We start from the raw sequence: 10,100 nt of genomic DNA, 5'->3' as shown, positions 1-10,100 counted from the left end.
ATATTAATCAATGAACAACTCGTCAATGTAAGGTGCGCTCTCTCCTGTGGTTTCTAATCTGATATTATTAGCTCCTGATTGCAGTACGATAATCGTGGGTACAAACTTCCATTCTTTTTCCCAGCCACCAGTGGCTTTGAATTCTATATTCCTAACGTATTCATCATTTACATAGAGTTTCATAGGGTGCGATTTCCCCTCATTATTGTGCATATATCTAAAGCGAATGCTGTAATCTCCGGGTTCACCGTCATTTTCTTGATACCAAGTAATTGAGCCTTCTCCACCTTTAAAGTCCACAAAGCCACCACCTTTAAAACGACGTGCTCCTCTGCTCGGTTTTGCTGAACCTGTTAAAATACCGTCCTCAGCAGAAATATTAACGCCTCTGCCAATCCACATATCTGCAGAATGTTCATCTCCCCAGAAAAGACCTTCGTTTTTACCGAATGTTTCTTCCATAGTTAAAACAAGAACGCCGTTTTGTTTTACAATAGCTTTTACAGTAGTACCGTCTTCAACTTTAAAAGGTTGAGTGTAAGCTACACCATCCGTTTCTGGGTTTTTACCATCTATCGTGTAAAGTACTTCAAAATCGTTGGAAGCATCATTTCCAAATAAGGGTACAGATTGTACATCAATAGTAATATCATCCGAAACATATAAAGCTTTATCTCCTAGAATTGAACCTACAATTACAGAAGCCTCTTTTGCGTTTTGACCTTCCTCCAAAAACAATCTGGTTTTCCCGAAAAACATGCTCCTGTAATCGGCTTTTGTTCTGCTGGTTGGGTCTATAGGATTTCCATTTTCCATAGACACTTTATCCACATCACCAACAACATTATAATAAACTCTATTTTCGGCATAAGGATTCAAATTATCGTCAGCATCCATTCCTTCTGAAGTTAAAATATAACTCGCTCTAAAATCTCCTTCTGCGTCTAATTTATTTACAGTATTCTTTAAAGCAGATGGTTGTTTTGCTGTTGAAAAAGACGTTCTATTTACTTCTTTTCCATCAATATAGCCAACTGCTTCTATAGTTCCTTCTTCATAAGGCACTAACCACTCACATTGCATTTCGTTCCAAACGGTTCCTGGTTTGTCTTTTCCTAGAGATTTACCATTTAAGAAGAGTTCCACCTCATCTGTGTTAGAATAGACCCAAACTGGAATTTTAGTACCTTTTTCCATTCTTGGGTGCGACCAATGTGGTAGCATATGAATCATTGGCTCTTCAGTCCACTGACTCTTATAAAAATAATATAAATCTTTTTCAAATCCAGCTACATCAAGAGCACCGCCCATAAATAGGTTAAAAGGTAAACCACCATGAACCAAACCTGCTTCACCGTAATAATCGAAACCTGTCCAACGGAAATGCCCACTATGCCATGGGGTATCGCGCATAACTTCCCAATATTTTCTTGCTGAAACTCTCACCGTTGCATTATCATACGATGAGTTAAAGCGTTGTTTTCTATTTCTCCAATTTTTAGGATTTAAACCTTCATAAAAGAAAATTTCTTTTTCCGTAAGATTAGGCAAATCGTATGTTCCCGGTAATTCATTATCGCGCCACCAAGTTGTTGTGCGGTAATACCCTCTGGTTTGCCAAGTGTGAGGCGCTTCGGTAGAAATGAATGGTTTCTCTAATTCTTTTTCGTTTTGTTTATCAATGAAGGACTTTGTTTCAGAACCTCCATTCACCCCCTGAATATCCATATCTTCAGGATTCCCTGCTCCTGAGGTAAATAAACGGGTTGGGTCTAAACTTTTTCCAAAGCTCACCAATTCTGGCGCGACATCACTATGAGTTTCATTACCTAAACTCCATACAAAAATACTTGGGTGATTACGGTCTCTGGTAATCCATTCTTTTACATCAGCTTGCCACCACTCATCAAAGGCTTGTTTTCCATAATCTTGAGCCGCTTTTTTATGCCAACCATCAAAAATTTCATCCATGACCAACAATCCAATTTCATCACAGATATCATAAAACATAGGTGGTGCTGGATTATGAGACGGACGAATGGCGTTTATGCCCATTCCTTTAAGCAACTTTAACTTCCAACGTAACATAGGCTTCGTCCAAGCACCTCCAACAGGGCCACCTTCCCAATGTTCGCAAACACCTTTCAGTTTCACATTTTCACCATTTAACCAAAAGCCTGTTTGGGCTTTCCACTCTACAGTTTTAAATCCAAAAACGATAGTTTTTTCATCTAAAACCTCCTCACCATTAAGAATTTGAGTTACTGCTTTGTATAAATTTGGTGATTCTGGGCTCCATAACTTAGGGGTTTCAACTTCTAAGTTTGCTTCTGATTTTGATGCCTCAACATCACTTGTTATCGATGTTAGAATCGTACCATCCGAACCTAGAATTGTAACCTTAGTCTCTAAATTGTCCGATGCGCCTACAACATTAAGCTTTACATTTACAGAAGCCTTATCTGCTGCAATGCTTGGCGTAGTAACAAAAATGCTATTGAGCTCAATATGTGTAGGATTCTTTTCAATTAGAGAAACACCAGCATAAATACCACAAGGGTGATACCAACGGGCAGAAGGCTCTAAACTATTATCCACTCGAACGGCAATAGTATTTTGTCCGGCTTTTAAATATTTTGAAATATCATATCGAAAACTAATGTACCCGTAAGGTCTTTTACCCAAATGATTTCCATTTATCCAAACTTCGCTGTTCATATATACCCCATCAAAATTGATGTACGTTGTTTTAGACAAGCTTTCTTTTGAAACATCGAAGTACTTACGGTACCAACCAATGCCTCCATCGTGATATCCACCACCTTGACCTTGGTCGCCTCCTTTACGCACACCTTTTTCGAAAGACCAATCGTGAGGTAAATCTAGATTAGTCCATGAACTATCATCTAGTTCTTCCTGAGAGAACTCTTCTTGGTCTTCATCTAAGATAAAAAGCCAATTATCATTAAAATTTGCACTTGTTGTTTTTTCTTGATTAGCGCAAGAAACTAGCATTAAAAACGCCAGCGAAAGAATAGAAAAAATAGTTCTCATTTAGTTTAAAAAATATAGGATTGTATTACCTACAAACTTAACCTTAAAAACGAGTAAAATAATCCTGCTCTGTCCTGCCCTGTCCTTTATAAAAGCATAAAAAAAATACTAGCTTGGGAAAACTGATATTCGATAATTAAATCCTTGTATATAGTTTAGAAAGTTATTAATTTTCACTTACGATTTTAGAGGTATATTCGGATGGTGTAATACCATATTTTTTCTGAAAACATTGGCTAAAATATTTGGGTCTTTTAAAGCCTACTTCATAAGCAACTTCAGATACGTTAAATTTGCTCAATTCAAGTAATTTCGCCGCATGGTTTAATCTAATTTCTCTGACAAAATCATTGGGAGTAGAGTTTGTCCAGGCTTTTACTTTTGTGAAGAGCATAGAACGGCTCACCCCTAGTTCTTCAGAAAAATGAGTAATATTAAAATCTTGATTGGATATATTCGCTTTAACTACTTCTATCGCTTTTTCCAAAAGTTGCTCATCGAGTGAGGTTAATGAAATATCTAAAGTTTCTAAATTACTATCTGAAGAAAACTTGTCTTTTAATCTGGACTTAAACTCTAACAAGTTTTGTATTTTGAGACTAAACTCTTTTAAGTTGAACGGTTTACTAATATAATCATCTGCACCACTTTCCAAACCTTCAAATTTGTAAACCAAAGAAGTACGTGATGTAAGAAGGATTACTGGTATATGACTTGTAGCTAAAGTGGTTTTTATTTTTGAACATAACTCGGTACCTACCATCTCTGGCATAATAACATCGCTTATCACTAAATCTGGTGAAAACTCAATGGCTTTCTCTAAGGCCTCTTTACCATTTTCTGCAAGGATAACATTGTATTTTGGTTTAAGTATTTCTTTAATGAATGACCTAAGTACGGTATTATCCTCAGCAACGAGTATAGTATATTTTTTCTTTTCTAGTAGTAAGTCTTCGGGGTTGTTGTCTATTTCAATATCAGAGACACGAATTTGAGTAGCGTATTGACTTACATCGTCGCTCATTTTGAAATTCTTAATAACTTCATCCTCTAATAAATGTTTCTTTCCTAATTTGAGTGAAACAGTAAAAACAGCTCCTTGAGGCTCAATGTTTTTAACTAATATTTCACCGTGATGAAGCTTAACTATATTTCTAGCAATTGATAAACCTATACCTGTACCTTTTTTAAAAGCAGAACTGACTTCTTGGTTATTTGAAACTTCAAAAAAACGATCAAAAATTTTATCTAAATATTCATCAGGAATTCCTGGTCCTGAATCTTGAACTTCAACAACAACTCCTTCTTCTTTTTTTGAGATATTTATATTAATACTGCCTCCATTTTTTGTATGCTTGAAGGCATTGGATATCAAATTATAGAAAACCCTTTCTAATTTATACCTATCGAAAAAAACTAAAATTTCGTCATGGGTCGTGTTAAAATTATAATCATACCTACCATTTTTGGCATACTCTGTAAAAGATAAAAATATCTCCTGCAAAAACTTAACAATATTCCCTTCTGCAGCCTCTAATTTTAACTGATTACTTTCTAATTTCCTAAAATCCATTAATCTATTAATCAGTCTTAGTAAATGATTGGCGCTACCATCCATTATTTTTAACTTTTTGTAAATAGATTTAGGTCCTGAATAATCATTGAGAATATTTTGTAGTGGCCCTAGAATTAAAGTTAATGGTGTTCTAAACTCATGGGAAATATTTGTGAAAAATTGGAGTTTAGCTTTATTTAACTCTTCATTATTCCTTTTTGCAATTAGCTCTAATTCTAGTTTATCCTTAAGTCTTGATTTTGATTGAACAACCCAAGAAATACCGAACACTAAGCTAGAAAATAAAATAAAATAAATCGTGTAAGCCCACCATGTTAGCCAAGGTGCAGGTTTAATTGTTATATCGAGCTCAGTTATTTTATCATTCCAAACGCCATCATAACCTGCAGCTTTGACTTGAAACGTATAAGTTCCTGCATTTTGTAAGGTATAAAATGCTTCGGTTTGTTTAGTATATAACCAATTATTATCTAAACCTTTCAGCCTGTATGCATATTGATTATTATTGGGATTGATATAATTGGGAAAAGCATAGTTTATAGAAAAACTGGCATTATTGTGGGGTAATATAATTTCCTTTGAATAACTTATATTTTTTAATATGCTTTCATTTTTATTTAGGGCGTTAATTTCATTATTCTTTATCTTAAGGTAAGATAGAATAACACCAGGCATATTTTTTAATGTAACAATGTTATCTGGTTCAAAAGTTATTACGCCTTGCTTAGCTCCAAAATAGAATTTGTTGTTTTCTTTGAGAGCAGCATTTACTCTAAAATCGTTATCCTGAGCTATGGTTTGTTGATTATAAACTATGCTCTCTTGTTTTAAAGGGTCATACTTTACAATACCTTTATCTGTACTTAACCAAAGTAACCCGTTCTCACTCTCTAAAATTGCATTGACTGTAAAAATTCTATTTTTAGCAGAAATAATTACACTTTCATATTTCTTATCTTTTGTAAATTTAAAAAGCCCTCTTGTTCTAGAACCTACCCATACCACTCCTCTTGAATCTTTATAAACTGAAACTAGATCTAACTTACTGGAATCTACAATAGTTGGATAATTTGTTATTTTAAAATCCCCCTTCTCCTTTGCTTCTAAAAAACTTAGATAATCTGAACCAACTACAATTAAATTTTTTTTGTCTTTGTATATAACTTTAGTGAAACTACTTCTTAACTGACGTGAGTTAAAAATCTTCATTTCTTTTTGTTTGGTATCATATTTAACCAAACCTCTGCCTATGGTTGCTATCCAAATACTATTACCAGACCCTTTTTTAATATCTAAAACTGATACATCCTTCAAATAATTTCTTATTTCAAAAGAAAGATAGTCTTTGAGCTCTTTATTAGATTGTAAATCATAAATCTTGATTCCATTTTTCATTACTCCAATCCAGAGTAAATCTACATCTCTGTATAAAGTCTTGATGGGATAAACTATTGTTTTTGTTTGATTTTGAACATCGAAAACTTTTGTAACTACACCACTACTATCAATTTTATTTAAATCTCCACCCTCTGTCCCATAGTAAATATTCTTTTCATCATCTGAAGCTATACAATTGGCAATGTTATTGAAAGTACTGGAATTTTTAAATCTTTTAAAGTTCTGATTAAATCTGTGCCAAGTCATAACACCAATATCTTGGGTACCTAGCCAAATAGAACCATTCTTGTCTTTAAATATCTTTTTGAAATGATTTTTTACACTTCCAATATCTTCATAAATACTACTGTTAACAGTAATTATCTCTTTTGAGGGTGTTACGATAAAAAGCCCAGTAGTTGTAGCTAACCAGAGATTTTGTTCCTCATCTTTATACAGATCTTTAATTTCTATATTTTTAAAAAAATTCAATTCTTCTGGACAACTGAATTCTTTTGTTCTTTTATCGAATAATAAAAACCCATGATACTTTGTGGCTAGTGCTAAGACATCTGGTTCTAGCTCTAATATTTTATATATAAAAAATCGCTTTTTTAAATTTTTAAGGCGGTATGTTTGAGGCTGAAATTTTCCTTCTTTACTCCTTTTTACTTGTATAATTCCATTAAAAGTAGCCAACCAAACGGTGTTTTTCTTATCTACATGTATATCTGAAAATAACGTAGGCCTTTTTCTGTTTTTCAGAAATCTAATAAAGCTGTCTTGCTTCTTCATATAGATAGAAATACCGTCTTCTGTGCCAAACCATATATTTCCATTTTTCATTTCAAAACTGGTAAAAATCCTATCGCCACTCAATGAATTTTTATCTGATGTTTTGAAATATCTTTTAAATTTATCTTGTTTGGGTTCGTATTTATTTAAACCATTATAAGTACCTATCCATAAATTACCATCCCTATCTTCTAGGATATTACGAACATCGTTACTACTTATCGTTGATTTATCTTCTGGAGTGTTTCTGTAGACAACAACTTCTTCTCCATTAAATTTATTTAATCCATTATTTGTGGCTAACCAAATTTGCCCAACTTTATCTTGCTTTATATCATTTACAGTGCTACTGGATAAACCATCGGACAGATTAAAATTTTTGAAATTAAAATCCCCAACCTGACATTGTAAAAACCCAATCTGAAATAAAAAAAACCAATAAAATATCCTATGCCTCATTTCTAGCTCATATAACCTAATGCCCAATTTAAAAAATGTTTTAGATTTCTCGGTATTTTATTCTCAAAATGAACAAGCGAAATATTATATTCTGTTCGAGCTACTTAGAAAAAAGGTTTAAATTAAGAAAGGGAAGCCCAAGAGCTTCCCTTCAATAACAAAACAACCAAATTCTAAGCAGATTCTCTATCAATAAAATTAAAAGAGGCTTTTACCTTATCTTTCTTGTTTTCTAAAATCATTTGTGCTGCCTGCGTTCCCATATCGTCAAAATCTAACGAAAACACACTAATACCCAATACTTGTTTTAATGGCGTATCATTATAGGATATCACACCTACATCAGCACCTAATTTATGCCTACACTTCTTTATCTGAGACATAATATTTACCAAATCATTCTCTTCTATTGTAATGTACAAGTTGTGCTTTTCGACTTTAAACTCACTGGAAACTTCTTCAATTATTTCAAAATCAAAACCATTGTGAGCGCAAAACTTTCTAAAGCCATCTAGGATTTTTGTTGGATACGGATAGAATGTCCTTCTTGGACAAACTAGGTTTAGTTTCTGGTAGTTACTTATTTTTTTATGACCTGTTTCAAGGGCTGTAAAAATATCATTTTCATAATCTTGATAAACCGAAATAAAATCACCTTTTATTTGGTAATTACAGTTATCTAATAAAACCAGTTTATCTTTTGGAATATTGTTAATAACACTAGAAACTTTACTAGTGGAACTCAAGTAGCATAAATTCTTTGTTCTAAAATGAGGTAAAATCACGTAATAATCATAAGATGATTTATACTTATCCATAAGCTCTTCAAACAATGTTTGGTCGCAATGGAAACTGTGTATATCTACATTACAGTGCTCGCCCATTGTTTCAGAGAATGCATTATAGACTTTTAGTTTGTAGGGACTCAATTTATTAACAAGAAATAGAATTTTCAATTTTCTTGTAAGATCAGCTTCAGCTATGTATGTTCCTCGACCACGAACGGAGACAACCACATTCTTTTTCTTTAAAATGTTATAGGCTCTCTCAACGGTATCCCTAGATAAGTAAAATTCTTGGCTTAAAGTATTTATCGATGGTATCTTCTCTCCTATTTTTATATTACCAATAGAAACATTATCAATAATGGAATTGATAATCTGCATGTACTTAGGGACCATCGAATCACCATCTATTCGAATGTAGTTTAACATAGCTTCGTCTAGTTTTAGTTTGCTCAAAACTAACAAAGCCATGCGAACCAAAAATCTAAAATTAGGTTACTAAAAGTTTTTTAACACTTTTCTATACTATATTAACTGTAGGGACTCTCGTTTAGTGTCGCGGTTGGTCATTCTGTAAAAAAGGTTCAGCATCTCTGGGGAATTGAGATTCCAAAAGTGCTTTCATTCTTTTCTCTACATCTTTATACTCTTCTTTACCCGAGAGGTTTTGAAATGATAATAAACTGTTTTTATGCGCGTATAATTCAGCTCCCAGAATTTCATGTGTAGTTGAATCTCTCCATTCGGTATAACGCCAACTACCATCTGTAGCCGTACACCCCATAATGTTTTTGCCTCTAGCAAAGACACTTGTTGCCACCTCATCCCATTTTATATCTGGATTGTCTAATACAGGAACTAAACTTTTACCATCAGATTTTGGACTCTCTAATCCACAGATTTCTGTTAATGTAGAAAAAATATCTACGTTTTCTACCAATGCATTTGACACTTCTCCAGATATACGATTTTTAGCATTGGTCTCACGGCTTACAATTAAAGGGACACGCACATCAATTTCAACATTGGAGTGTTTACACCAGGCTCCGTATTCTCCAATTTTATAACCATGATCACTCATAAAAATAATCATGGTGTTTTTGCGTAAATCCAATTCCTCTAAGGTTTGCATCACCTTGCCCACTTGAGCATCCATATAACTTACACAAGCATGATAGCCATGGATTAAAGTTCTGGTTATATCATCATTTAAAGGGTCCTCTTTTGGTATGCCATGATACCCTTTTAACTCGCCCCATTTACTTAAAGCTAACCTGTACATGTTTTGTGGTTTTTCCTTAGAAGGAATTTCAAACTTGCTCTTATCATGCATATCCCAATATTTTTTTGGTGCAATAAAAGGTAAGTGGGGTTTTGTAAAACCTACAAACAATAAGAATTTATCATCTTTATATTTGTTTAACATTTTAATAGCATTATTAGCTATTTCTCCATCAACATAGGCTTCATCTTCAACGTCTGCATCTTCATAAGCTGGCCCTTTTGGATTTTTTTTACCTCCAGCTTTTAATGCTTCAATAGCCTTGAGATTTTCTGGTTTCAAATATCTTTTAGATGGTCTTACAACCAGTTGAGACCAACTTTCTTTATCATCTATGGTATGATGATATACTTTTCCTGTACTTATAGTTTTGTAGCCATTTTGTTTAAAAAGCTGAGGCAGGGTAACGACATCTTTGTGAATTTTTCGTAATGGCGTAAATATGCTATAAATTCCTAAAGTTTCAGGACGCAAACCTGTAAGTGTACTCATTCTAGAAGGTGCACAAATGGCTTGTTGGGTATACGCTTTATTGAACATTATACCTTCTGAAGCCAATTTATCAATATTAGGCGTAATCGCCGTTTGGCTCCCATAACAACCGAGTTCAGCTCTTAAATCATCTATGTAAAACACTAAAACATTGGGCGACTCTTGGGTTTGAGACAAAAGAGTGTTTACTAGAGTGAAAGTGAAACAAATAAATAGTAATCGTTTTTTCATTTTTAAATTTAAACTGATTTTGTAGTTTGTTTGAATAAATTAATTAAGG

General features: G+C 33.5%; 4 protein-coding genes. All 4 read right to left on the bottom strand.

From position 1 onward, the window contains the following. Positions 1 to 3: 3 nt before the first annotated feature. Positions 4 to 3,054, bottom strand: a complete 3,051-nt coding sequence (locus tag M0214_RS10335) for a glycoside hydrolase family 2 TIM barrel-domain containing protein (protein WP_248722492.1) — start codon at positions 3,052 to 3,054, stop codon at positions 4 to 6. Positions 3,055 to 3,220: 166 nt separating this feature from the next. After that, positions 3,221 to 7,288 (bottom strand): two-component regulator propeller domain-containing protein, encoded by a 4,068-nt coding sequence (locus M0214_RS10330; RefSeq protein WP_248722491.1) that lies wholly within the window; start codon positions 7,286 to 7,288, stop codon positions 3,221 to 3,223. A gap of 146 nt (positions 7,289 to 7,434) precedes the next feature. Further along, positions 7,435 to 8,517, bottom strand: coding sequence for a GntR family transcriptional regulator (locus tag M0214_RS10325; RefSeq protein WP_248722490.1), 1,083 nt, complete (start codon positions 8,515 to 8,517; stop codon positions 7,435 to 7,437). A gap of 79 nt (positions 8,518 to 8,596) precedes the next feature. Continuing rightward, the gene (locus M0214_RS10320; RefSeq protein WP_248722489.1) at positions 8,597 to 10,051 is read right to left on the bottom strand and encodes a sulfatase; all 1,455 of its coding nucleotides are present in this window, start codon (positions 10,049 to 10,051) and stop codon (positions 8,597 to 8,599) included. Positions 10,052 to 10,100: the final 49 nt, after the last annotated feature.

The organism is Seonamhaeicola sp. ML3, from assembly GCF_023273855.1.
In the GTDB taxonomy this organism is placed as follows: Bacteria; Bacteroidota; Bacteroidia; order Flavobacteriales; family Flavobacteriaceae; genus Seonamhaeicola.
The sequence above is the reverse complement of the archived record's forward strand: the minus strand, read 5'-3'. Positions and strand labels throughout refer to the sequence as shown.